This window comes from Dryocola boscaweniae (assembly GCF_025215095.1).
GTDB classification, from domain to species: Bacteria; Pseudomonadota; Gammaproteobacteria; order Enterobacterales; family Enterobacteriaceae; genus Dryocola; species Dryocola boscaweniae.
In genome coordinates, this window is the sequence record NZ_JALHAP010000082.1 from 68,658 (window position 1) to 90,282 (window position 21,625).

General features: G+C 51.3%; 21 protein-coding genes. 10 read left to right on the plus strand and 11 right to left on the minus strand.

The genetic code is table 11. The annotated features are described in order from the left end of the window. Positions 1–45: 45 nt before the first annotated feature. Complete coding sequence (hns, locus tag MUA00_RS17690; RefSeq protein ID WP_121268858.1) at positions 46–456, minus strand: histone-like nucleoid-structuring protein H-NS; 411 nt, start codon at positions 454–456, stop codon at positions 46–48. Positions 457–1,010: 554 nt separating this feature from the next. Here hns and tdk point away from each other — a divergent pair. Next, complete coding sequence (gene tdk, locus MUA00_RS17695; RefSeq protein ID WP_271124314.1) at positions 1,011–1,616, plus strand: thymidine kinase; 606 nt, start codon at positions 1,011–1,013, stop codon at positions 1,614–1,616. 122 nt (positions 1,617–1,738) lie between these two features. Here the strand turns inward: tdk and adhE are convergent, their stop codons facing one another. Next, positions 1,739–4,414, minus strand: a complete 2,676-nt coding sequence (gene adhE, locus MUA00_RS17700) for a bifunctional acetaldehyde-CoA/alcohol dehydrogenase (RefSeq protein ID WP_271124315.1) — start codon at positions 4,412–4,414, stop codon at positions 1,739–1,741. A gap of 479 nt (positions 4,415–4,893) precedes the next feature. Between adhE and MUA00_RS17705 the strand changes: the two genes are divergently transcribed. The 6 genes from MUA00_RS17705 to oppF all read left to right on the plus strand — a co-directional run bounded on the left by MUA00_RS17705 (position 4,894) and on the right by oppF (position 11,938). Beyond that, complete coding sequence (locus tag MUA00_RS17705; protein ID WP_271124316.1) at positions 4,894–5,541, plus strand: YchE family NAAT transporter; 648 nt, start codon at positions 4,894–4,896, stop codon at positions 5,539–5,541. Positions 5,542–6,343: 802 nt separating this feature from the next. Beyond that, complete coding sequence (gene oppA / locus MUA00_RS17710; protein ID WP_271124317.1) at positions 6,344–7,978, plus strand: oligopeptide ABC transporter substrate-binding protein OppA; 1,635 nt, start codon at positions 6,344–6,346, stop codon at positions 7,976–7,978. 90 nt (positions 7,979–8,068) lie between these two features. Then, positions 8,069–8,989: an oligopeptide ABC transporter permease OppB gene (oppB, locus tag MUA00_RS17715; RefSeq protein ID WP_271124318.1), complete on the plus strand. Its 921-nt coding sequence runs from the start codon at positions 8,069–8,071 to the stop codon at positions 8,987–8,989. 14 nt (positions 8,990–9,003) lie between these two features. Continuing rightward, positions 9,004–9,912: an oligopeptide ABC transporter permease OppC gene (gene oppC / locus MUA00_RS17720; protein WP_271124319.1), complete on the plus strand. Its 909-nt coding sequence runs from the start codon at positions 9,004–9,006 to the stop codon at positions 9,910–9,912. 11 nt (positions 9,913–9,923) lie between these two features. After that, positions 9,924–10,937 carry an ABC transporter ATP-binding protein gene (gene oppD / locus MUA00_RS17725; protein WP_271124320.1) on the plus strand — a complete coding sequence of 338 codons (1,014 nt, stop codon included), beginning with the start codon at positions 9,924–9,926 and terminating at the stop codon, positions 10,935–10,937. Then, positions 10,934–11,938 (plus strand): murein tripeptide/oligopeptide ABC transporter ATP-binding protein OppF, encoded by a 1,005-nt coding sequence (gene oppF, locus MUA00_RS17730; RefSeq protein ID WP_271124321.1) that lies wholly within the window; start codon positions 10,934–10,936, stop codon positions 11,936–11,938. The genes oppD and oppF overlap by 4 nt, the downstream gene beginning before the upstream one ends. A gap of 50 nt (positions 11,939–11,988) precedes the next feature. Here oppF and MUA00_RS17735 read toward each other — a convergent pair whose 3' ends face one another. After that, positions 11,989–12,318 carry an HI1450 family dsDNA-mimic protein gene (locus MUA00_RS17735; RefSeq protein WP_034494996.1) on the minus strand — a complete coding sequence of 110 codons (330 nt, stop codon included), beginning with the start codon at positions 12,316–12,318 and terminating at the stop codon, positions 11,989–11,991. 37 nt (positions 12,319–12,355) lie between these two features. After that, positions 12,356–13,816 carry a cardiolipin synthase gene (gene cls, locus MUA00_RS17740; RefSeq protein ID WP_271124322.1) on the minus strand — a complete coding sequence of 487 codons (1,461 nt, stop codon included), beginning with the start codon at positions 13,814–13,816 and terminating at the stop codon, positions 12,356–12,358. A gap of 143 nt (positions 13,817–13,959) precedes the next feature. Here cls and MUA00_RS17745 point away from each other — a divergent pair, with 143 nt between their 5' ends. Continuing rightward, positions 13,960–14,139: a YciY family protein gene (locus MUA00_RS17745; RefSeq protein WP_121268837.1), complete on the plus strand. Its 180-nt coding sequence runs from the start codon at positions 13,960–13,962 to the stop codon at positions 14,137–14,139. A 56-nt stretch (positions 14,140–14,195) separates the two neighbouring features. Here the strand turns inward: MUA00_RS17745 and MUA00_RS17750 are convergent, their stop codons facing one another. Continuing rightward, a complete protein-coding gene (locus MUA00_RS17750) occupies positions 14,196–14,492 on the minus strand; it encodes a YciI family protein (RefSeq protein WP_271124323.1) in 297 nt (98 codons plus the stop codon). A gap of 222 nt (positions 14,493–14,714) precedes the next feature. Here MUA00_RS17750 and tonB point away from each other — a divergent pair, with 222 nt between their 5' ends. Further along, the gene (gene tonB, locus MUA00_RS17755) at positions 14,715–15,434 is read left to right on the plus strand and encodes a TonB system transport protein TonB (RefSeq protein ID WP_271125004.1); all 720 of its coding nucleotides are present in this window, start codon (positions 14,715–14,717) and stop codon (positions 15,432–15,434) included. Positions 15,435–15,461: 27 nt separating this feature from the next. On the opposite strand, the gene yciA is transcribed toward tonB, so the two are convergent. From yciA to MUA00_RS17770, 3 genes are all read right to left on the minus strand, one after another. Beyond that, a complete protein-coding gene (gene yciA, locus MUA00_RS17760; protein WP_271124324.1) occupies positions 15,462–15,857 on the minus strand; it encodes an acyl-CoA thioester hydrolase YciA in 396 nt (131 codons plus the stop codon). Further along, positions 15,854–16,390 (minus strand): septation protein A, encoded by a 537-nt coding sequence (locus MUA00_RS17765; RefSeq protein WP_271124325.1) that lies wholly within the window; start codon positions 16,388–16,390, stop codon positions 15,854–15,856. Before MUA00_RS17765 ends, yciA begins: the two co-directional genes overlap by 4 nt. Positions 16,391–16,457: 67 nt before the next feature. After that, positions 16,458–17,201, minus strand: coding sequence for a YciC family protein (locus MUA00_RS17770; RefSeq protein ID WP_271124326.1), 744 nt, complete (start codon positions 17,199–17,201; stop codon positions 16,458–16,460). 384 nt (positions 17,202–17,585) lie between these two features. On the opposite strand from MUA00_RS17770, the gene ompW reads away from it, so the two are divergent. Continuing rightward, a complete protein-coding gene (gene ompW, locus MUA00_RS17775; protein WP_271124327.1) occupies positions 17,586–18,218 on the plus strand; it encodes an outer membrane protein OmpW in 633 nt (210 codons plus the stop codon). A 34-nt stretch (positions 18,219–18,252) separates the two neighbouring features. Here the strand turns inward: ompW and trpA are convergent, their stop codons facing one another. The 3 genes from trpA to trpCF are packed head-to-tail and all read right to left on the minus strand — an operon-like array spanning position 18,253 to position 21,625. Next, positions 18,253–19,062: a tryptophan synthase subunit alpha gene (gene trpA, locus MUA00_RS17780; RefSeq protein ID WP_271124328.1), complete on the minus strand. Its 810-nt coding sequence runs from the start codon at positions 19,060–19,062 to the stop codon at positions 18,253–18,255. Next, a complete protein-coding gene (gene trpB / locus MUA00_RS17785) occupies positions 19,062–20,255 on the minus strand; it encodes a tryptophan synthase subunit beta (RefSeq protein WP_271125005.1) in 1,194 nt (397 codons plus the stop codon). Before trpB ends, trpA begins: the two co-directional genes overlap by 1 nt. A gap of 8 nt (positions 20,256–20,263) precedes the next feature. Then, positions 20,264–21,625: a bifunctional indole-3-glycerol-phosphate synthase TrpC/phosphoribosylanthranilate isomerase TrpF gene (gene trpCF / locus MUA00_RS17790; protein WP_271124329.1), complete on the minus strand. Its 1,362-nt coding sequence runs from the start codon at positions 21,623–21,625 to the stop codon at positions 20,264–20,266.

Below are 21,625 nucleotides of genomic sequence, written 5' to 3' on the forward strand. Positions count from 1 at the left end.
GCCGAAGCGGGATTTTTAATAAGCAGCACACTTAAAGCGTAAGACTTAGGCAATCAGGAAATCTTCCAGTTTTTTGCCCTGATCTTCCATTGCTTTTTTGATTACAGCAGGCGTACGACCCTGACCAGTCCAGGTCTTGGTTTCGCCGTTCTCATCAATGTACTGATATTTAGCCGGGCGTGCAGCACGCTTAGCTTTACCTGCGGATTTAACAGCAGCCATGCTGTTTAGCAATTCATTAGGATCAATACCGTCTGCAATCAGCATTTCACGGTATTGTTGCAGTTTACGGGTGCGCTCTTCAATTTCTGCAGCTTGTGCATTTTCTTCTTCACGGCGTTCGTTAACTACAACTTCTAATTTTTCCAGCATTTCTTCCAGGGTTTCGAGGGTGCATTCTCTTGCCTGTGCACGAAGAGTACGGATGTTGTTCAGAATTTTAAGTGCTTCGCTCATTTTAGTAATCTCAAACTTATATTAGGGTGGCTTGTTGGGGTAATAATAGAGCCTTAAATTAACTTCTGCAATAGGGTGGAATGTAAGGAATCCAAAATTTCAGCTTATTTACCGCTTTTATTAAAGTTCGCTAACTTAAATTTGGGTTGAAGCCACTCACAAAAAAACACAGTTAACTCACTTTTTCGACAACAACCCTGGGAGTAACAGGGAGTTGTTGAACTTAGAAAACAGCGGTTATGCAGCATCAATGGCTAAATATCCATCTTTGGTATTATTGCGCAAAAGGACGAATATTCTTAACTGGTTAATATTAATTATCGATGTATTAATTTAGGCGTCTGCATTAAAAAGGCTGAAAACTCTGGGTGTTACAGGCGATTTATGGTAATCCCGACCAGCTTATATGATCGGGTAACTATTAGAAATGGCTTATATATCACAGCCCGCAAAGCTAATGTCGCAGAGCGCGTTACGGCACAGGCTAAGCCCACGGCTTATGGTATAATCCCATTCGTTAACAATATTTACACTTTTACTTAGGTTATCTGCGAATGGCGCAACTCTATTTCTACTACTCGGCGATGAATGCCGGAAAATCTACGGCGTTACTTCAGTCTTCTTACAATTATCAGGAAAGAGGTATGCGCACGCTGGTGTATACCGCAGAAATTGATAATCGATACGGCTCGGGGAAGGTGAGTTCTCGTATTGGCTTGTCGTCGCCTGCGAAGCTGTATAACCCCTCTACGTCGCTGTTTAATGAAATACGTAATGAGCATGAACGCGAGCCGGTTCACTGTGTTCTGGTTGATGAAAGCCAGTTCCTGACGCGTGAACAGGTTCGTGCTTTATCAGACGTGGTGGACGAGTTAGATATTCCCGTATTGTGTTATGGCCTGAGAACTGATTTCCGCGGTGAGTTATTTGGTGGTAGTCAATATTTGCTGGCATGGTCAGATAAACTCGTCGAGCTTAAAACCATCTGTTTCTGTGGCCGTAAAGCCAGTATGGTTTTACGTCTGGACAGTGAAGGGCGTCCTTATAATCAGGGCGAGCAGGTGGTGATAGGCGGCAATGAGCGTTATGTTTCGGTCTGTCGCAAACATTACAAAGATGCGTTGCAAAAAGGCTCGCTACAGGCGATTCAGGGCGGTTAATACGGTAGAAGTAAGTATAGAGTTCAATACATACCCATAAGCCAGCACAGGCCGTTTGAATAAATATTTCTCAGCACATAAAAAAACCCGCCGAGGCGGGTTTTTTTATCAGGGCTTAACAATTAAGCGGTTTTCTTCGCTTTTTTGTCAGCTTTAGCAGCAGGAGCCGCTTCTTTGGCAACTTCGCCGCCTTCTACGTATTCACGACCGTAGTAGGTATCCATCAGAATCTGTTTCAGTTCAGAGATCAGCGGATAACGCGGGTTTGCACCGGTACACTGGTCATCGAACGCATCTTCGGACAGCTTATCAACGTGTGCCAGGAAATCAGCTTCCTGAACGCCTGCTTCGCGGATGGACTTAGGAATACCCAGTTCAGCCTTGATGCTATCCAGCCATGCCAGCAGTTTCTCGATCTTAGCCGCAGTACGGTCGCCCGGTGCGCTCAGACCCAGATGGTCTGCGATTTCAGCGTAACGACGACGCGCCTGTGGGCGGTCATACTGGCTGAATGCAGTCTGCTTGGTTGGGTTGTCATTTGCGTTGTAGCGGATAACGTTGGAAATCAACAGGGCGTTCGCCAGACCGTGAGGAATGTGGAACTGAGAACCCAGTTTGTGAGCCATTGAGTGACACACGCCCAGGAAGGCGTTCGCAAACGCGATGCCCGCGATGGTCGCTGCGTTGTGAACACGCTCACGAGCAACCGGGTTTTTAGAGCCTTCGTTGTAAGACGCCGGCAGGTTTTCTTTCAGCAGTTTCAGCGCCTGCAGAGCCTGGCCGTCAGAGAATTCGCTAGCCAGTACGGAAACGTAAGCTTCCAGCGCGTGGGTTACGGCATCCAGACCACCGAAAGCACACAGGGACTTAGGCATATCCATTACCAGGTTGGCATCAACAATCGCCATATCTGGAGTCAATGCATAGTCAGCCAGCGGGTATTTCTGACCTGTTGCGTCATCAGTTACAACCGCAAACGGCGTGACTTCTGAACCGGTACCGGAAGTAGTGGTGACCGCGATCATTTTCGCTTTCACGCCCATTTTCGGGAACTTGTAGATACGCTTACGGATATCCATAAAGCGCAGCGCCAGCTCTTCGAAGTGAGTTTCCGGGTGTTCGTACATGACCCACATGATTTTCGCAGCATCCATTGGGGAACCGCCGCCCAGCGCGATAATCACGTCTGGTTTGAAGGAGTTTGCAAGCTCTGCGCCTTTACGTACTACGGACAGAGTTGGGTCGGCTTCTACTTCAAAGAAGACTTCAGTTTCAACGCCGGCCGCTTTCAGAACAGAAGTGATCTGGTCTGCATAGCCATTGTTGAACAGGAAACGGTCGGTAACGATCATCGCACGTTTGTGACCATCAGTAATCACTTCGTCCAGCGCGATTGGCAGAGAGCCACGGCGGAAGTAGATAGATTTCGGAAGTTTATGCCACAACATGTTCTCAGCTCGCTTAGCAACGGTTTTCTTGTTGATCAGGTGCTTAGGACCAACGTTCTCAGAGATGGAGTTACCACCCCATGAACCACAACCCAAAGTCAGGGAAGGTGCGAGTTTGAAGTTGTACAGGTCGCCGATACCGCCCTGAGAAGCCGGGGTGTTAATCAGGATACGAGCCGTCTTCATTTTGTCGCCGAAGTGCTTAACGCGCTCTGGCTGGTTGTCCTGGTCGGTATACAGGCAAGAGGTATGGCCGATGCCGCCCATCTCAACGAGTTTTTCAGCTTTAACAACCGCATCTTCGAAGCTCTTGGCGCGATACATAGCCAGAGTTGGAGACAGTTTTTCGTGCGCGAAAGGCTCAGATTCGTCAACAACGCTTACTTCGCCAATCAGAATTTTGGTGTCTGCTGGTACGGTGAAGCCTGCCAGTTCAGCGATTTTGGTCGCTGGCTGACCAACGATAGCCGCGTTCAGCGCGCCGTTTTTCAGAATGATATTCTGAACAGCTTTCAGCTCCTGACCCTGCAGCATGTAGCCGCCGTGGGTAGCGAAGCGTTCACGGACCGCGTCGTAAGCTGAATCCACAACGATAACGGATTGCTCAGAAGCACAGATTACGCCGTTATCGAAGGTTTTGGACATCAGAATAGAAGCAACGACACGTTTGATGTCAGCGGTTTCGTCAACCACAACAGGGGTGTTACCTGCGCCTACGCCGATTGCTGGTTTACCGGAGCTGTATGCAGCTTTAACCATGCCTGGGCCACCGGTTGCCAGAATCATATTGATGTCCGGGTGGTGCATCAGCGCGTTAGACAGTTCGACAGACGGCTGGTCAATCCAACCGATCAGATCTTTAGGCGCACCAGCGGCGATAGCGGCTTGCAGAACGATGTCTGCGGCTTTATTCGTCGCGTCTTTAGCACGTGGGTGCGGAGAGAAGATGATCGCGTTACGCGTTTTCAGGCTGATCAGAGACTTAAAGATAGCCGTTGAAGTTGGGTTGGTCGTTGGTACGATACCGCAGATGATGCCGATAGGTTCAGCGATAGTGATAGTCCCGAACGTCTGGTCTTCAGACAGAACACCACAAGTCTTCTCATCTTTATAGGCGTTATAGATATATTCGGAAGCAAAGTGGTTTTTGATCACTTTATCTTCAACGATACCCATGCCAGATTCGGCAACGGCTAATTTAGCGAGAGGGATTCGAGCATCAGCGGCAGCCAGGGCGGCGGCGCGGAAGATTTTATCAACTTGCTCTTGAGTAAAGTTGGCATATTCACGCTGGGCTTTCTTGACACGCTCTACGAGTGCGTTAAGTTCAGCGACATTAGTTACAGCCATAATGCTCTCCTGATAATGTTAAACTCTTTTAGTAAATCAGCTGCTCGATTCGACAGTATAGTCAGCGGGCAACGGCTTGCGTAAAAGACGGGACATGACTATGCAAAAACTTCTAGTTGCGTCTCGCTGATTTACTAAAAGAGCCTTACCTGGCAAATCAATTCATATGATGAATAACTTGCTCTTCAGGTGTAGCCAAGAGTACTCACTTCTGAGTAGGGTTTTTGTGATTCAGATCACATTATTTTAAGGCTGACTCCTTTCAGCACCCTTTATTTATGTGTTTGAAATGTCGTTAAAATTTTAGTCACAGCGAAGACAAAACAAACTACCATATTTCCAACATCCGGGTAACAAGATCGTTTAATCTTGCGATAATGCGCATTAGTAGCTTTCTATGCTGCGAAATGCCGTAGCGCCAGCGATGCTTTTCCATTACATTACGCCAGCGTTTGCTATGTTCACTTGCGGAGTTTCGCGTGGCTCAATCCTTGTTTGATTTGCCTACCTATTTTAAGTTTTTTATTGGTCTGTTTGCCCTGGTAAACCCGGTGGGCATCATCCCCGTTTTTATCAGCATGACAAGCTACCAAACCGCGGTGGCGAGGAATAAAACCAACCTCACCGCAAATCTCTCTGTTGCCATCATTTTATGGACGTCCTTATTCCTTGGGGACGGCATTCTGCAAGTATTCGGCATTTCTATTGATTCCTTCCGCATCGCCGGCGGCATCCTTGTTGTGACCATTGCGATGTCGATGATCAGCGGTAAGCTGGGCGAAGATAAGCAAAACAAGCAAGAGAAATCAGAAAGCGCGATCCGCGAAAGCGTAGGCGTTGTGCCTCTTGCATTACCGTTGATGGCGGGGCCGGGCGCTATCAGTTCCACCATTGTCTGGGGAACGAAATATCATAGCTGGGGACACCTGATTGGCTTCTCCATCGCGATTGCGCTTTTTGCCCTGAGTTGCTGGATGGTGTTTCGCATTGCTCCCTGGCTTGTTCGCTTGCTGGGCCAAACCGGCATTAACGTTATTACTCGTATAATGGGGCTATTGCTGATGGCGCTGGGAATAGAATTTATCGTCACCGGCATGAAAGCCATTTTCCCCGGGCTATTAAGTTAGTTCTTCTGAAACTTTCATATGAAAAAGCAGAATATCAATTCTGCTTTTTTTTGTTATAAAAACACCAGAATCGTTTTTAAATGAAATTGATGGTGCCCGCCAAAGGAAAATCATCCATAAGAAATTACTTTGGAAACCGGCAATTAATCGCTGGCGTTCGGTGCTGCTGTACAGAAAAGTTACAGTCGTGCTGTTATTTAAGTCACACTACACAATGACACTTGCTGCGGCTTTATTGAGATGATATTAGTAATTCAAGCGTTCTCGTAGAGGAATGTGCTAAAAAATAATCAATTGTTAATTTTTTGTTGGTGGCGGTGTCGGTGCAGAACGTTTCAGCTTTTTATAGGATGCTATTCTGCTTATCTTGTTGATTTTAAATTAATAAAATAGACAATCTTGTCCGCTTTTGCCCCTCAAAAAATCCACGCTTCAGTTGATAAAAGAGAAATGCTTAACAAATTTGCAAATTGTATTGGCGGGGCCTGGGTGCTTTTGATACTTTCCGGTCAAAACAATTCGCTGAAAAACGTTTCATTTCCAGAGGAGTTTAATTTCTGCGTGAAATTATATTCCTCTGGAACGTAAAGCATCTCAGATCCAGCCTTGTTACAGGGTTGGCTGGAAAGAATCGACGGAACAGGATGCCGCTAAGAGCGTCCCTTAAATAAAGTCGGTGATAGCAAGAAGAAGTAAAGCAGTCCTCCTTGACAGCCGCTTAACGCTCCGCGCTGTACAGGAACCCCAAGGGGAAGAGGCCGGCCCTCGGGTCGGTAATTATAATGAGTGGAGTATCAACACAATGTCCATCATCACAAAAAAAAGTCTGGTAGCAGCAAGTATTTTAACCGCGCTTATCGCGGGTAACGTCGCCCGGGCGGCGGACGTCCCGACGGGTGTTCAACTGGCAGAAAAGCAAACGCTGATCCGTAACAACGGCGCAGAGCCGCAGTCTCTTGATCCAAACAAGATTGAAGGCGTGCCTGAGTCAAACGTCAGCCGCGACCTCTTCGAAGGCCTGCTGATTACCTCTCCTAAAGACGGCCACCCAATTCCTGGCGTGGCAGAATCCTGGGATAATAAAGATTTTAAAGTCTGGACCTTCCATCTGCGTAAAGACGCGAAGTGGTCCAACGGTGACCCGGTTACCGCACAAGATTTCGTTTATAGCTGGCAGCGCCTGGTTGATCCTAATACCGCCTCTCCTTATGCGAGCTATCCGCAATACGGCCATATCCTCAACGTTGATGAAATCATCGACGGTAAGAAAAAACCAGGCGAGCTGGGCGTGAAAGCTATCGACGACCACACGCTGGAAGTTACCCTGAGCGAGCCTGTGCCTTACTTCTACAAACTGCTGGTTAACCCGGCGATGTCTCCCGTGAATAAAGCCGCCATCGAGAAGTTTGGCGAGAAGTGGACCCAGCCTGCGAACCTCGTTTCTAACGGCGCCTATAAGCTGAAAGACTGGGTAGTTAACGAACGCATCGTCATGGAACGCAACACCAACTATTGGGATAACACAAAAACTGTTATCGACCAGATTACCTATCTGCCAATTTCTTCAGAAGTCACCGACGTTAACCGCTACCGCAGCGGTGAAATCGACATGACCTATAACAACCTGCCAATCGAACTGTTCCAGAAGCTGAAAAAAGAGATCCCGGCAGAAGTGCATGTCGATCCGTACCTGTGTACTTATTACTACGAAATCAACAACCAGAAAGCACCGTTTACAGATGCGCGTGTACGTACCGCTCTGAAACTGGGCCTGGATCGCGACATCATCGTCAATAAAGTGAAGGCGCAGGGCGACCTGCCAGCTTATGGCTACACGCCTCCATACGCCGATGGCGCAAAACTGACTAAACCTGAATGGTTCTCCTGGACTCAGGAAAAACGTAACGAAGAAGCGAAAAAACTGCTGGCTGAAGCGGGCTACACCAAAGACAAGCCGCTGACCTTCAACCTGCTGTACAACACTTCCGATCTGCATAAGAAGCTGGCCATCGCTGCGGCGTCCATCTGGCAGAAAAACCTCGGTGTGAACGTGAAGCTGGTGAACCAGGAGTGGAAAACCTTCCTGGATACCCGTCATCAGGGTAATTACGATGTGGCGCGTGCAGGCTGGTGTGCGGACTACAACGAACCAACTTCGTTCCTGAACACCATGCTTTCAACAAGCTCCATGAATACCGCGCATTATAAGAGCCCGGCATTTGACGCCATTATGGCTGAGTCCCTGAAAGCGACCGATGATGCGCAACGCAGCGCGGCATACGATAAAGCCGAACAGCAGTTGGGCAAAGATTCGGCAATCGTTCCGGTTTATTACTATGTGAACGCCCGTCTGGTGAAACCTTGGGTTGGCGGTTATACCGGCAAAGACCCGATGGACAATATCTATACTAAAGATATGTACATCATCAAACATTAATGGCAATTCGTGGGGCAGGGCTGAGAAAGCCTTGCCCCATCGTGTCTTATTTCATCGCACTCTAAAGGCACAGGCCAGAAGGTACGGGCAATGTTGAAATTTATTCTACGTCGTTGTCTGGAAGCAATTCCGACACTCTTTATTCTTATAACAATTTCCTTCTTCATGATGCGTCTTGCTCCAGGCAGTCCATTCACCAGCGAGCGTGCGCTTCCGCCAGAAGTTATGGCGAACATCGAAGCCAAATATCATTTAAACGATCCGATCACCACCCAGTATTTCAGCTATCTGAAGCAGTTGGCGCACGGAGATTTTGGACCGTCATTCAAATATAAAGATTATTCAGTGAACGATCTGGTGGCCTCGAGCTTCCCGGTATCGGCCAAATTAGGCGCAGCCGCGTTTATTTTCGCCGTCGTGCTGGGCGTACTGGCAGGGGTTATTGCCGCGCTGAATCAAAATACCAAATGGGATTATGCAGTAATGGGTATCGCCATGACCGGGGTTGTTATTCCCAGTTTCGTGGTCGCCCCGTTACTGGTGCTGATATTTTCAATTACCCTCAGGTGGTTACCCGGAGGAGGCTGGAACGGCGGGGCATTGCAATACATGATCCTGCCGATGGTCGCTTTGTCATTAGCCTATATTGCAAGCATCGCGCGTATTACCCGCGGCTCAATGATTGAAGTGCTGCATTCCAACTTTATTCGTACCGCGCGCGCTAAGGGTTTGCCGATGCGCCGCATTATTTTGCGTCACGCCTTAAAGCCTGCGTTGTTACCCGTCCTGTCTTATCTTGGCCCTGCTTTTGTCGGGATTATTACAGGCTCAATGGTGATTGAAACCATTTATGGCCTGCCGGGTATCGGCCAGTTGTTCGTAAACGGGGCGCTGAACCGCGACTACTCGCTGGTTCTTAGCCTCACCATTCTGGTGGGCGCGCTGACGATTCTTTTTAACGCGATTGTTGACGTGCTGTATGCCGTTATCGATCCGAAAATCCGTTATTAGAGCTGGAGTTCGCCATGATGTTGAGTAAGAAAAACAGCGAGGCGCTGGAAAACTTCAGTGAGAAGCTTGAGGTTGAAGGCCGTAGCCTGTGGCAGGATGCGCGTCGCCGTTTTATGCATAACCGCGCGGCGGTGGCCAGCCTGATTATGCTGGCGCTAATCGCGCTTTTTGTGGCCTTTGCGCCGATGCTGTCGCAGTTTACCTACTTTGATACCGACTGGGGCATGATGTCGGCGGCGCCGGATATGGAATCCGGTCACTATTTTGGCACTGACTCATCAGGGCGCGATCTGCTGGTGCGTGTCGCAATCGGTGGGCGCATTTCACTGATGGTGGGCGTTGCGGCCGCGCTGGTTGCGGTTATCGTCGGAACGTTATATGGCTCGATGGCGGGTTATCTGGGCGGTAAAACCGACTCCGTGATGATGCGCCTGCTGGAAATCCTTAACTCCTTCCCGTTCATGTTCTTCGTTATCCTGCTGGTGACCTTCTTCGGGCAAAATATTTTGCTGATCTTCGTGGCTATCGGGATGGTGTCCTGGCTGGACATGGCGCGTATCGTACGTGGCCAGACGCTAAGCCTGAAACGTAAAGAGTTCATTGAAGCGGCGCAGGTGGGCGGGGTTTCTACCGCTAACATCGTGGTTCGCCATATCGTGCCGAACGTGCTGGGCGTGGTGGTGGTTTATGCTTCTCTGCTGGTGCCAAGCATGATCCTGTTCGAATCTTTCCTGAGCTTCCTCGGTCTGGGCACCCAGGAGCCGCTAAGTAGCTGGGGCGCTTTGTTAAGCGATGGCGCAAACTCCATGGAAGTTTCTCCATGGCTGCTGTTATTCCCGGCGGGCTTCCTGGTTATCACCTTGTTCTGTTTCAACTTTATCGGCGATGGCCTGCGTGATGCCCTCGACCCGAAAGATCGTTAAGGAGTGCCGCGATGAGCACAATTGAAAATCCTGCGGTGGTCACTCCACTGAGCCAGACTTCTGCGCTACTTGACGTAAAAGATCTGCGAGTCACCTTTGGCACCCCCGACGGTGATGTTACTGCGGTCAACGATCTGAACTTCAGCCTGCGCGCCGGTGAAACGCTCGGCATCGTCGGCGAATCAGGTTCGGGTAAATCCCAGACGGCTTTTGCGTTGATGGGCCTGCTGGCGGCAAACGGCCGTATCGGCGGCTCGGCAAAATTTAACGGCAAAGAGATCCTGAACCTGCCGGAGAATCAGTTGAACCGCCTGCGTGCGGAACAGATATCAATGATATTCCAGGACCCGATGACGTCCCTTAACCCGTACATGCGTGTGGGCGAGCAGCTAATGGAAGTCCTGATGCTGCACAAAAAATTGGGCAAGGCTGAAGCTTTCGAAGAATCCGTTCGTATGCTCGACGCGGTAAAAATGCCGGAAGCGCGTAAGCGTATGCGCATGTTCCCGCATGAGTTTTCAGGCGGTATGCGTCAGCGCGTAATGATTGCCATGGCGCTGCTGTGTCGGCCAAAACTGCTAATTGCCGATGAGCCGACAACCGCGCTGGACGTCACCGTTCAGGCGCAGATCATGACGTTGTTAAACGAGCTAAAGCGCGAGTTCAATACCGCAATCATTATGATCACCCACGACCTGGGCGTGGTTGCCGGCATCTGCGATAAAGTGCTGGTAATGTACGCCGGGCGAACCATGGAATACGGCAAAGCCCGCGACGTGTTCTATAACCCCGTTCATCCTTATTCCATCGGCCTGCTGAATGCGGTACCGCGACTGGATGCGGAAGGTGAGGCGCTGATGACCATTCCGGGCAACCCGCCGAACCTGCTGCGCCTGCCGAAAGGCTGTCCATTCCAGCCGCGTTGTCCGCACGCAATGGAAATCTGCAACACAGCTCCGCCGCTGGAGCACTTTGGTGAAGGTCGCCTGCGCGCCTGCTTTAAGCCGGTGGAGGAACTGGTATGAACGCCGTGACGGAAGAGAAAAAAGTCCTGCTCGAAATTGCCGATCTCAAAGTCCATTTCGACATCAAAGACGGCAAACAATGGTTCTGGCAGCCGTCAAAAACCCTTAAAGCGGTAGACGGCGTCACCCTGCGGCTGTACGAAGGGGAAACCCTGGGCGTGGTGGGCGAATCCGGCTGCGGTAAATCCACCTTTGCTCGCGCCATTATCGGTTTGGTTAAAGCCACGGACGGCCGCGTGGCCTGGCTTGGCAAAGATCTGCTGGGCATGAACCAGGAAGAGTGGCGCGACGTGCGCAGCGACATCCAGATGATTTTCCAGGACCCGCTGGCTTCGCTGAATCCGCGCATGAACATCGGCGATATTATCGCCGAACCGCTGCGCACCTATCATCCGAAAATGCCGCGCCAGGAAGTCCGGGACCGCGTGAAAGCGATGATGATGAAAGTGGGTCTGTTGCCTAACCTCATCAACCGTTATCCGCACGAGTTTTCCGGCGGCCAGTGTCAGCGTATCGGGATTGCTCGTGCGTTAATCCTTGAACCAAAGCTGATAATCTGTGATGAACCGGTTTCGGCGCTGGACGTTTCTATCCAGGCTCAGGTGGTGAATCTGCTGCAAAAACTGCAGCGTGAAATGGGATTGTCGCTGATCTTTATTGCCCACGATCTGGCGGTGGTGAAACACATCTCCGATCGCGTGCTGGTGATGTATCTCGGTCATGCCGTGGAGCTTGGCACTTACGATGAGGTTTACCACAACCCGCTGCATCCTTACACCAAAGCGCTGATGTCGGCGGTGCCGATCCCCGATCCCGACCTGGAAAAAAATAAAGTCATCCAGCTTCTGGAAGGGGAATTACCGTCGCCTATCAATCCGCCGTCGGGCTGTGTGTTCCGCACGCGTTGCCCGATTGCCGGGCCTGAATGTGCAAAAACCCGCCCGGTACTGGAAGGAAGTTTCCGCCACGCGGTTTCCTGTCTGAAGGTCGACCCGCTTTAATCTCAGGGGCCTATAAGTAAAAGACCCCCTCCTGAGGAGGTGGTCTTTTACTACTCGCGCCAGAGAATATGGCAGAGTTTATGGTCTTTTTCGCGACACAGCAGAACGCGGGCGAAGATATCGTTAAGCTCTCCGCCGTCGGTATCAGCAAGGCCAATAACCACTTCGGCGAAGAAGTCCGGGTTCAGGTCGAAATCTACGTGTTCCTGCCAGTCTTCTGCCGGATCGAAGAGTTCAGCACCGCCGCGCTCCTCGAACTGCAGGTTAAACAGAATGACATCTGCCGGATCGAGATTATCTACCGCCAGTTCGAGAAAAATGTCGTAGGCCTGTTCCAGCGTTTCGTCTTCTGTCAGGCGGTTATTCAGATCCATTTCCATTTTTACATCCACTTATCGAGTGCTGATGCGCCACGTTTTACAGCAACGGGCTAAAGAAGTAAAACAGACGCTCAACCACGCGCTGCCACATTGGACGTTTCGCCCAAAGACGGGCCTCCACGAGCCTTGAACGGGAGATATAATCGTCCTGCACCGCCGCCAGATCGCTTGCGAAGCCGGAATCGTCAATCACTAAAGTAATCTCGAAGTTAAGCCACAGGCTGCGCATATCGAGATTGACGGTGCCTATCAGGCTTAGCTGTCCGTCGACCAGCACGCTCTTGGTATGCAGTAAGCCGCCTTCAAACTGATAAATTTTTACCCCGGCCGCCAGCAGTTCGGTAAAGAAGGCGCGGCTTGCCCAGCCGACCAACAGCGAATCATTATTCCGCGGAATGATAATGCTCACATCAACACCGCGCTGCGCTGCGGTACAGATCGCATGCAGCAGATCGTCGCTTGGCACGAAATAAGGGGTGGTCATAATTAAATATTCACGCGCCGCATAAACAGAAGTGAGCAGCGCCTGGTGAATCAGATCCTCCGGGAAGCCGGGCCCGGAAGCGATAGTATGAATGGTGTGACCGCTGGCTTCTTCAAACGGCATGATGTTGGCATCAGGCGGCGGGGGCAAAATGCGTTTGCCGGTTTCTATTTCCCAGTCGCACGAATAAACGATGCCCATAGCTGTAGCAACCGGGCCTTCCATGCGCGCCATTAAATCAATCCATTGACCAACGCCTGCCTCCTGCTTAAAGAAGCGCGGGTCAACCAGATTCATGCTGCCGGTATAAGCGATATAGTTGTCGATCATCACCATCTTACGGTGCTGACGTAAATCCATACGGCGCAGGAATACACGCATCAGATTGACCTTCAGCGCCTCGACAACTTCAACGCCTGCATTGCGCATCATGTTTGCCCACGGGCTGCGGAAAAACGCCACGCTGCCTGCTGAATCGAGCATCAGTCGGCAGTGAATGCCGCGACGTGCCGCCGCCATCAGCGATTCCGCCACCTGGTCGGCCATGCCGCCCGGCTGCCAGATATAAAACACCATCTCAATATTGTGACGCGCAAGCTGGATGTCGCGAATCAACGCCTGCATGGTCTCATCAGACGTGGTCAGCAACTGCAACTGATTGCCTTTGACGCCGCCAATGCCCTGGCGACGTTCGCAAAGCTGAAACAATGAAGTCGCAACCTCACTGTTTTCTTCGGCAAAGATATGCTTGCAGCTTTTAAGGTCGGTTAGCCATTTGGCCGTGGAAGGCCACATCGCCCGGGCGCGTTCCGCACGGCGCTTGCCTAAATGAAGCTCGCCGAAGGAAAGATAAGCAATAATTCCTACCAGCGGCAGAATATAGATGATTAACAGCCAGGCCATAGCGGAGGGAACCGCCCGGCGTTTCATTAAAATACGAAGCGTAACCCCGGCTATCAGGAACCAGTAGCCTAAAATGACCAGCCAACTAACCACCGTGTAGAAGGTTGTCATGCCTTAAAAATCCTTTTGAAATCGTATGGTTTCGAGTTTACGCATAACCGTAACTTGTTAACACTAAAACTAGTCGTAAAACGGCTGGTCTGCTGGCAAGAAGGATCTATAATGACCCGTCTGTTTTAAAGTGAGTCGTAAAAATGAGGCGTAGTAGAACTGAGGTCGGACGCTGGCGAATGCAGCGTCAGGCGCAACGGCGTAAAGCGCGTTGGCTGGAAGGTCAGTCGCGCCGTAATATGCGCATTCACGTCATCAGAAAGTGCCAGGTCAATAAGCAGCGTAACTCTTTGCTGTTTGCCATCCACGATCGTTGGGCGTAAAAGAAAAGGGCACCGCCAGCCGGTGCCCAAAATATTTCTGACCCCGTATTCCCGCTTTAGAAAACCTTCTTATAGGGTTTGACCGCGACCTGCTTATAAACGCCCGCAGCAATGTAAGGGTCTGCCTCTGCCCAGGCCTGGGCCTCTTCGAGCGAATTAAATTCTGCAATCACCGTTGAACCGGTAAAACCAGCGGCGCCCGGATCGTTGCTGTCTACCGCAGGCATGGGACCTGCGGTTAACAAGCGGCCTTCATCACGTAGTAATTGCAAACGCGCCAGGTGGGCAGGGCGCACAGCCAGACGTTTTTCAAGCGAATCGGCGTTATCTTCCGCGTACAGGACATACAGCACAGGCAGGACTCCTTTTTAAATGGGGATGTAAAATACCGTAAGTGAATGGCGCTCAGACTGCAATTGAAACATAAACAAGATGTTAAATCCCTGACGCAGATGCCGGAAAAAGCGGCCGATGCGGAGAAAAAGTGGCGTTGCAGGCAATGCGTTATTGAATATGATTGCTATTTGCATTTAAAATTACCGCCTGTTTAAGTTATCGAAGCCATTATGACGTCAATGACCCTTGATTTACCTCGCCGCTTCCCGTGGCCGACCGCACTTTCTGTCGTGTTGCATGGTGCTGTAGTTGCGGGGTTACTTTATACCTCGGTACATCAGGTTATTGAGATGCCTGCGCCCGCACAGCCTATCAGCGTCACCATGGTTGCGCCTGTCGACCTTGAACCACCGAAACCAGAAGTTGTGCAGCCCCCGCCGGAGCCTGTTGTTGAACCTGAGCCGGAACCGATCCCCGAGCCGCCAAAAGAGGCGCCGGTCGTTATCCACAAACCTGAGCCCAAGCCAAAACCTAAGCCAAAACCGAAACCGGTGAAAAAGGTTGAACAGCCGAAGCGCGAAGCAAAACCTGTTGAACCGCGCCCGGCCGCGCCAGTTCAGAATACTGCGCCAGTGCGCCCGGCACCGACGGCAAAACCAGCACCCGCTGCGAACGTAGCGCCAGTTGCTACCGGCCCACGCGCGCTGAGCCGCAACCAGCCGCAGTATCCGTCGCGTGCGTTTGCATTGCGTATGGAAGGTAACGTCCGCGTGAAGTTTGATGTCGCCGCCGACGGCAGCGTCAGCAACGTAACCATTCTTTCTGCGAAGCCTGCCAATATGTTTGAGAGAGAAGTGAAGCAGGCCATGAAAAAGTGGCGCTACGAAAGCGGCAAGCCAGGACAGGGTTTAATTGTGAACATTGTGTTCCGCATCAACGGCGGTGCGACGATGGAATAAAAAAACCTCCCAATCGGGAGGTTTTTTTTAGGCTTGCTGCGGTAACTGACGGGGTTTTCCGTCGTTATCCACAGCGACATAAATGAAGATAGCTTCCGTCGCCTTATAACGTTGTCCAATTGGCTCTGAAGAGACTTTCTTCACCCAGACTTCCACATTGATAGTAATCGACGTATTACCGCGTTTGACGCAGCTTGCGTAACAGCACACCACGTCACCTACCGCAACGGGCTTGAGGAACGTCATGCCGTCAACGCGCACCGTTACGACGCGGCCATGGGCTATCTCTTTTGCCTGAATGGCGCCGCCCATATCCATTTGCGACATCAACCAGCCGCCAAAAATATCACCGTTTGCGTTGGTATCCGCAGGCATTGCCAGCGTACGCAACACCAGTTCGCCAACAGGCGTGCTCTGACTCATTTCTCTTCCTGCGGCATATGACGATAGATATAAACCCCGCTTAACAGGGTAAACACTAACGTGGCGGCGGTCAGGCCGAACACTTTAAAGTTGACCCAGACGCTTTGCGGCAGCCAGAAGGCGATGTAGATGTTCGCAATGCCGCAGATGATAAAGAACAATGCCCAGGCCACGTTAAGCTTTGCCCAGACGTGTTCGGGGAGCGTGATCTCTTTACCAAGCATGCGTTGAATCAGCGGCTTTTTCATCACCAGTTGGCTGACCAGAAGGGCAATGGCAAACAGCGCATAAATTACCGTGACTTTCCATTTGATAAACTCATCGTTATGGAAGAACAGGGTGAGGCCGCCAAACACCGCCACCATCACGAAAGTGATAAGCGTCATTTTTTCCAGCTTGCGGTATTTATACCAGCTATACACCAGCGCCAGCGCGGTGGCGACAATCAGCGCGCCGCTGGCAGCATAGATGTCGTACATCTTATAAAAAGCAAAAAAGACAATCAGGGGCAGGAAGTCGAGAAACTGCTTCATAATCTGTTCCGTAAAAAATGGGAGAACTCCTGACTGACTATAACGCGCCGTCAGGAGCGGATGAAGGTTATTGGCGAATAAGCATATATAAACGGAATAAATAAATGAGCAACACGCCGGAAATAAGGTTGCTTATCGTGTTGGCTATCACCGCGCCAACGGCCGGAGACAGCGCGGCAAAAGAAGAAGCCAGTAACAGCAGCGCGGTTTTGGCCGCAAGCCAGGCGATGACTGCCGGAGCGACCAGACGCATATTGCTCCATACCAGACGGATGCTGTTACGCATTGCCTGGAAAATACCGGCTTTATCCTGCACCAGCATTACCGGCGCAAAGGCCAGCACAATGGCTAATAACACGCCCGGCACTACGATCAACATGATGCCGATCTGCACCATAAAGGTAGTCAGAAACATCAGGATAAACATCTTTGGCAATACAGGCGCAGCCGTGCCGATTGCACGCAGCGCGCTTACGCGATGCCCGGCTGACACGATTTGCATCAGGACCAACATGCTGCCTGCCAGAATCGCATTGCCGATAAGCCCGGAGAATGTCGATGCCGCAGAAGCTTTGAGTAACATTTGCTGTTGCTCAGGCGTCATGTTTTGCACAAGGTCAAACAGGCCAACGCTCCCGGCCAGATTGTCACCTTCATTCAGGATGGCCATCTGTTCATCGCTGGGTGAAAACGCATGGCCGATAATCACCGAGATAAAGGCGCAAAGTAAGGCAATCAGCAGAATAGTAACGAACTGATTGCGTAGAAAATTTCCCGTGTCACGGTACACAGAACCCGCCGTGATAGACATGCACTCTCCTTTGAAATTGCCCGGATATACCTTAGCGGGCAATTGTACCCTGGATGCAGGAGCTGTGGCACCACTAAGGCCGCCCTGAAAAACGAGGAGCGGCTTCGGCGCGATGACAAATCGCGCTTCAGCCCGGCTTATGCATAAAAATGAAGCATCCGGCGGCGAATATTCCAGCAAAAGCGGAACGTAAAGTTTTTAAAAGCCGGTCATGCCTGAAAAATTGACTCTGGATCAATTAAGCCATTTCGGCGGCATTATCAAAAATTAATCCAGATCATTGAATGTTAAATTAACTGACAAAGTGTGATCTGAGTTAGATCACTTTGTACCCAAAAGTGAGTATATTCAGCCCGCTTACAAAACCATAAAAAGGGAAGGGATATGAAAAAATTAACTGTGGCAGTACTCATGCTGGGCTGTTTATCGGGTGAAGCGTTAGCGCATGAAGCGGGCGAGTTCTTTATGCGTGCCGGTACGGCAACGGTTCGTCCTACAGAAGGTTCAGACAATGTGCTCGGGATGGGCGGTTTTAGCGTCAGTAACAACACCCAACTGGGGCTGACATTTGATTATATGGTGACGGACAATATCGGGATCGAACTGCTGGCCGCCACGCCGTTCCGGCATAAAGTCGGGCTGGGCGCGACTGGCGATCTGGCAACGGTTAAGCAGCTTCCGCCTACGCTGATGGCGCAGTGGTATTTTGGCGATGCGAAAAGCAAGGCGCGCCCGTATATTGGCGCCGGGATCAACTACACCACTTTCTTTGACACTGACTTCAACCAGACGGGGAAAGACGCGGGTCTGACCGATCTGAGCGTTAAAGATTCATGGGGTGCTGCGGGGCAGGTTGGCCTGGACTATATGGTTAACGACGACTGGCTGCTTAATATGTCGGTTTGGTACATGGATATCGATACCGAAGTGAAATTCAAAGCTGGCGGCGAGCAGCAAAACATCAATACGCGCATCGATCCGTGGGTGTTTATGTTCTCGGCGGGTTATCGTTTCTAATAAGAAAGGCCGGAAATATTCCGGCCTGTATCTATTACGCAGCGCGTGTCGCGGCTTTCATCGCCTGAACAAAGGCTTTCAGCTCGCTTAACATCGCATCCGGATTATTAATATTTTTTTCAATAATTTTCACGATAGCCGAGCCGGAAATGGCTCCGGCAGCACCGGCTTCAATGGCGTCACGCACCTGCGAAGGTTCAGAAATACCAAAGCCCTGTAACGAAGGAGCGGCGTGGTATTCCGTCAGTTTTTCCACCAGATGATGAAGCGGAAGCTGAGCACGCGTTTCTGCGCCGGTGACGCCCGCGCGAGAAAGCAGGTAGGTGTAACCGCGCCCGTGAGATGCAATCTCACGCAGTAAATCATCATCCGCATTCGGTGGGCAAATGAAGATTGGCGCAACGTTATGGCGTATTGCCGCCTGACGGAACGGTGCAGACTCTTCAACCGGCACGTCGGCAATCAGCACCGAATCCACGCCCACTTTGGCGCACAACGCATAAAACTCATCGATACCGCGGCTATAAACCAGGTTGGCGTACATCAGCAGGCCAATGGGGATCGTTGGGTGCTTTTGGCGAATCGCGGCCAGCATTTCAAAGCATTGCGTTGGCGTAACGCCCGCGGCAAAGGCACGTAGTGCCGCATTCTGAATGGTTGGGCCGTCCGCCAGCGGATCGGAGAACGGAATTCCCAGCTCTAGCGCGTCGGCACCCGCTTCAATCAGCGTATCGATAATTTTCAGCGATTGCTCCGGTGACGGATCGCCAAGCGTAACGAAGGGAACAAAAGCGCCTTCGCGGCGTTCCTGTAGCTGCTTAAATGCGTGCTGATAACGTTCCATTACATTTCCCCTCGTGCTTTCAGAATGTCGTGAACGGTGAAGATGTCTTTGTCACCACGGCCAGAGAGGTTCACCACCAACAGTTGTTCTTTTTCAGGATCTTCACGCATCATTTTCACCGCGTGAGCTAATGCATGGGATGACTCCAGGGCAGGAATAATCCCTTCTTTGCGGCACAGCAGCTTGAAAGCATCCAGCGCCTCGTCATCGGTAATCGACACGTATTCGGCACGGCCAATGCTGTTCAGATAAGCATGCTGCGGCCCGACGGACGGGAAGTCCAGTCCCGCGGAAATAGAGTAAGACTCTTCAATCTGCCCTTCATCGGTCTGCATCATCGGTGATTTCATGCCGAAGTAAATCCCTACGCGGCCGTGTTTAAGCGGCGCGCCGTGCTCGCCCGTTTCAATACCGTGGCCCGCAGGCTCAACGCCAATCAGGCCGACTTTGGTTTCATTAATGAAATCGGCAAACATACCAATTGCGTTCGAACCGCCGCCAACGCAGGCGATAACCGCGTCCGGCAGACGCCCTTCTTTTTCGAGGATCTGCGCTTTTGTCTCTTCGCCAATCATGCGCTGGAATTCACGGACAATCGTTGGGAACGGGTGAGGGCCAGCCGCCGTACCGAGCATGTAATGCGCGGTATCGTAGCTGCCAGACCAGTCACGCAGCGCTTCGTTACAGGCATCTTTAAGCGTGGCAGAACCGCTGTGAACGGGAATGACTTCCGCACCCATCAGACGCATACGGAAGACGTTCGGCGACTGGCGTTCAACGTCCTTCGCGCCCATATAAATACGGCATTTCAGGCCGAGCAGGGCGCAGGCCAGGGCCGAAGCCACGCCGTGCTGTCCGGCGCCCGTTTCGGCGATGATTTCAGTTTTACCCATTTTCTTCGCCAGCAGCGCCTGGCCCAAAACCTGGTTGGTCTTATGCGCGCCGCCGTGCAGCAAATCTTCACGCTTGAGATAAAGCGTGGTTTTGGTGCCTGCGGTAATGTTTTTGCATTTCGTCAACGCGGTTGGACGACCGGCATAGTTTTTCAGCAGATCGTTAAATTCCGCCTGAAACTCAGGATCGCTTTGCGCCGCCACAAAGGCTTCTTCTAACTGGCGCAGGGCAGGCATCAGGATTTGTGGCACATACATGCCACCAAACTCGCCAAAATAGGGATTAAGTAACGTCATGATTATTTTCCTTAGTAAGCCCGCAGCGTCTGGAATACGGCTGCCAGCTTGTTAGCATCTTTTATGCCCGGCGCGCGTTCGACGCCAGAATTGAAATCAAGGCCCGCGCATCCGGCTTTCGCCGCTTCAACGCAGTTATCAGCGCCCAGTCCGCCTGCCAGAAGCACATTATCCAGCTTCTGACCCGTAAGCAGCGCCCAGTCGAAACGCTGGCCGGTACCGCCCTGACCATTGTCGAAGACATATTTATCGACATGGCTTAAATCGCGCGCCGGTATAGATTCTTTCACGCTCAGGGCCTTCCAAATCTGTACGTTTTCCGGCAGTTGAGCGCGCAATTCGTCGATGTAGGCCTGGTCTTCGTCGCCGTGCAGTTGAACTGCGGCAAGCGTAAACTGCGCGCTTTTCTGCGCGACTTCGCTAACCGGCGCATTACGGAATACGCCCACATAACGCAGCGGAGCAGCAGCTATAACGGAAGCGGCTTTCTCGTCGCTAACAAAGCGCGGGGAGGCTGGCACAAAAATCAGCCCGCCATATATTGCCCCGGCTTCATGCGCTGCACGAGCATCTTCCGAACGCGTCAGACCACAAACTTTATTTTCACCAAGCGTCACGCGGCGTACCGCAGCGTTCAGATCGTCTTCACCCATCAAGGCGGACCCAATCAGGAAGCCGTTGGCAAAATGGCTAAGCTCGCGAATCTGACCGTAATTGCTGATGCCGGATTCGCTAATCACCGTCACGCCGTGAGTCAGGCGCGGCGCCAACTGGCGCGTGCGGTTTAAATCAATAGATAAATCGCGCAGGTCGCGGTTGTTGATACCCACGACTTTCGCTTCCAGCGCAATAGCGCGCTCCAGTTCTTCTTCATTGCTTACTTCTGTCAGCACGCCCATGTTCAGGCTATGCGCGACGGCGGCGAGCTGGCGATACTGCTCGTCGTTCAGCACGGAAAGCATCAGCAGGCAGGCGTCGGCCTGATAAAAACGCGCCAGGTAAATCTGATAAGCATCGATAATAAAATCTTTGCACAGCACCGGCTGGGTCACGATGCTGCTTACAATCGGCAGAAAATCAAAGCTGCCCTGAAAATACTTCTCGTCGGTCAGCACGGAAATCGCGCAAGCGTAATGCTTATAGATACCGGCAATGCGGGCCGGGTCGAAATCATCGCGAATTACGCCCTTAGACGGAGAAGCCTTTTTGCATTCAAGAATAAACGCGGTGCGCGCACCCTGCAGCGCATGATAAAAATTGCGTGTGGCTGGGGTGACTTCATTCTGGAAACTTGCCAGGGGCTGCTGCTTTTTACGCGCTTCAACCCAAATCGCCTTATCTGCGACGATTTTCGTTAATACGGTGTCCTGCAT

Coding starts and splice junctions, on each gene's coding strand:
- oppF (WP_271124321.1), top strand. CDS start 10,934: ATGAACGCCGTGACGGAAGAGAAAAAAGTCCTGCTCGAAATTGCCGAT.
- adhE (WP_271124315.1), bottom strand. CDS start 4,414: ATGGCTGTAACTAATGTCGCTGAACTTAACGCACTCGTAGAGCGTGTC.
- MUA00_RS17745 (WP_121268837.1), top strand. CDS start 13,960: ATGAGGCGTAGTAGAACTGAGGTCGGACGCTGGCGAATGCAGCGTCAG.
- MUA00_RS17765 (WP_271124325.1), bottom strand. CDS start 16,390: ATGAAGCAGTTTCTCGACTTCCTGCCCCTGATTGTCTTTTTTGCTTTT.
- trpA (WP_271124328.1), bottom strand. CDS start 19,062: ATGGAACGTTATCAGCACGCATTTAAGCAGCTACAGGAACGCCGCGAA.
- MUA00_RS17770 (WP_271124326.1), bottom strand. CDS start 17,201: ATGTCTATCACGGCGGGTTCTGTGTACCGTGACACGGGAAATTTTCTA.
- cls (WP_271124322.1), bottom strand. CDS start 13,816: ATGACAACCTTCTACACGGTGGTTAGTTGGCTGGTCATTTTAGGCTAC.
- hns (WP_121268858.1), bottom strand. CDS start 456: ATGAGCGAAGCACTTAAAATTCTGAACAACATCCGTACTCTTCGTGCA.
- oppD (WP_271124320.1), top strand. CDS start 9,924: ATGAGCACAATTGAAAATCCTGCGGTGGTCACTCCACTGAGCCAGACT.
- oppA (WP_271124317.1), top strand. CDS start 6,344: ATGTCCATCATCACAAAAAAAAGTCTGGTAGCAGCAAGTATTTTAACC.
- oppB (WP_271124318.1), top strand. CDS start 8,069: ATGTTGAAATTTATTCTACGTCGTTGTCTGGAAGCAATTCCGACACTC.
- oppC (WP_271124319.1), top strand. CDS start 9,004: ATGATGTTGAGTAAGAAAAACAGCGAGGCGCTGGAAAACTTCAGTGAG.
- ompW (WP_271124327.1), top strand. CDS start 17,586: ATGAAAAAATTAACTGTGGCAGTACTCATGCTGGGCTGTTTATCGGGT.
- yciA (WP_271124324.1), bottom strand. CDS start 15,857: ATGAGTCAGAGCACGCCTGTTGGCGAACTGGTGTTGCGTACGCTGGCA.
- trpCF (WP_271124329.1), bottom strand. CDS start 21,625: ATGCAGGACACCGTATTAACGAAAATCGTCGCAGATAAGGCGATTTGG.
- MUA00_RS17735 (WP_034494996.1), bottom strand. CDS start 12,318: ATGGAAATGGATCTGAATAACCGCCTGACAGAAGACGAAACGCTGGAA.
- tdk (WP_271124314.1), top strand. CDS start 1,011: ATGGCGCAACTCTATTTCTACTACTCGGCGATGAATGCCGGAAAATCT.
- tonB (WP_271125004.1), top strand. CDS start 14,715: ATGACCCTTGATTTACCTCGCCGCTTCCCGTGGCCGACCGCACTTTCT.